At 69.5% G+C, this 2,162-nt stretch carries 1 protein-coding gene; it reads left to right on the forward strand.

Annotation, left to right across the window (positions count from 1 at the left end; genetic code table 11):
• A partial coding sequence (locus tag VFG33_RS18320; RefSeq protein ID WP_325054107.1) for a DUF4153 domain-containing protein occupies window positions 1-2,162 on the forward strand: 2,162 nt, incomplete at both ends.

Genomic DNA, 2,162 nt, shown 5'->3' on the forward strand with positions numbered 1-2,162 from the left:
CGTGGTGACTACAGCGGCCGAGTCACGGCGACCTCGAGCGACGAGGTGGGCGAACTGGCCCGGGCCTTCAACCGGATGGCCGAGGACCTGGCCACTGTGGACCGCCAGCGCCGCGAACTGGTGGCGAACGTGAGCCATGAACTACGGACCCCGCTCGCCGCGTTGTGCGCCGTACTGGAGAACCTCGTCGACGGGGTCGCCGAGCCCGATCCCGTGGCTCTGCGGACCGCGCTCGATCAGGCTGAGCGGCTCGCTGCTCTCGCGTCAGACATGCTTGACCTTGCCCGGGTGGATGCGGGGGAGGCCCAGCTGTCCACCACCCAGGTGCCGGTCCTGGAGCTGCTGGAGCGTGCAGTGGCCGAGGCGAAGGTGGGCGGCCGCGAGGTCAAGTACGCAGTACAGGTCACGCCGTCGGCGCTGACAGTCCCGGCCGATCGCCCGCGCCTGCACCAACTTGTCGCCAACCTGCTCGACAACGCCTCCCGGCACAGTCCTGCCGGCGGGGTGGTCCAGATCTCCGCCCAGGCCACGGCCACCGGGTGGCGGCTGGAGATCACCGACGAGGGACCAGGCATCCCGGTCGCCGATCGGGATCGCGTCTTCGAGCGGTTCGGGACGCTGGCCGAGGCCGACGGTGGCGGTGGTACCGGCCTCGGCCTGGCGATCGCCCGCTGGGTGACCGATCTGCATGGCGGCACCATCCAGTTCGTCGAACCCGAGCCGCGCAGTACCGGAGCCCGGGTCCGCGTCGACCTCCCACACGAGCCGCGGCAGCACACCTATGTCCCTAGAAAGGCCAAGGAGCCAGTCATGACCGAGCCCTCTCCCGCACTTGCCCCTCCGGTACCGGCCCCGGTGCCCGACTCGGGAATGGACATGCTGTTCGGCACCTTCTGGCCTGACGCCCGCGTTCCCGGAAACCTGCGTGCGGTCCTCTATTGCCTTGGGGTCGGACTGCTGGCCGCCATCATCCTGCCGTTCCGTGATCTCGGGCTCGGCACCTTCGTGGTGCTGCTCGCGGCCGGAGGCGTGATCCTCGGCTTCAGCGCCGACCGCCGATCCCGCTTCACGCGGGCCAGTGCCGCGCTGTGTGTCCTGCTGGCGGCGACTGTGGTCGTCAGGGATGCGGAGTGGGTTGCGTTCGTGTGCCTCATGACGGGTGCCGCACTCTGCATGACAGCCCTGGCGCACGGCCGCACTCTGCCCGCCTTCGTTGCTGCTGGTGTCGCCTGGCCGCTCGCCGCGCTGCGAGGGCTGCCGTGGCTTGGGCGTTCCCTGCAGACCGTCGGCGGGCTGCGGGCCAGTGCGGCGGCGGTGCGGACGGTCGTGTGGTCCGTGCTGGGCGTTCTCATCTTCGGATTGCTGTTCGCCTCGGCCGATGCGATCTTCAAGGAGTGGGCGGGCACGATCGTCCCGGACCTCGAACTCGACTCGTTCGTCCTGCGGGCCTTCATCACCGTCGGGGTGGGCGGCGTAGTACTGGCTGCGACGTACCTCGGACTGAACCCACCCAACGTCGAGCCTCAGACCGGTCCGGTGCGGCCCGTCGCGCGGCGCTACGAGTGGCTCGCGCCGGTGCTGCTCGTGGACGCTGTCTTCCTGGTGTTCATCGCCGCGCAGGCCACTGCCAGCTTCGGCGGGCACGAGTACCTCGAGCGCATCACAGGGCTCACGTACGCGGAGTACGTCCACCAAGGCTTCGGCCAGCTCACGGTTGCCACCGCGCTCACCCTGCTGGTGGTCTGGGCAGCCGCTCGCAAAGCACCCCGTACTACGGCCGCCGACGTCGCCTGGTTGCGGGGTTCGCTCGGCCTGCTCTGTGTGCTGACGTTGGTGGTGGTCGCTTCCGCCCTCTACCGGATGCACGTCTACCAGGAGGCCTACGGCTTCACCGAGCTCCGCCTGCTGGTCGACGTCTTCGAAGGCTGGCTCGGGCTGGTCGTCCTCGGAGTGATGGCAGCCGGCCTGACCCTCAAGGCGACCTGGCTGCCCCGCGCCGCACTCCTCACCGGTGCCGCCCTGCTGCTCGGGCTGGCCGCGATCAACCCCGACGCCTGGATCGCGCAGCACAACGTCGACCGCTACACCGAGACAGGCAAGGTCGACTGGCTCTACCTACAGGGCCTGTCCGACGACGCGGTACCAGTGCTGGCCACACTCCC

Origin of the sequence: Kribbella sp., assembly GCF_035687465.1 — a bacterium.
Taxonomy (GTDB): domain Bacteria; phylum Actinomycetota; class Actinomycetes; order Propionibacteriales; family Kribbellaceae; genus Kribbella.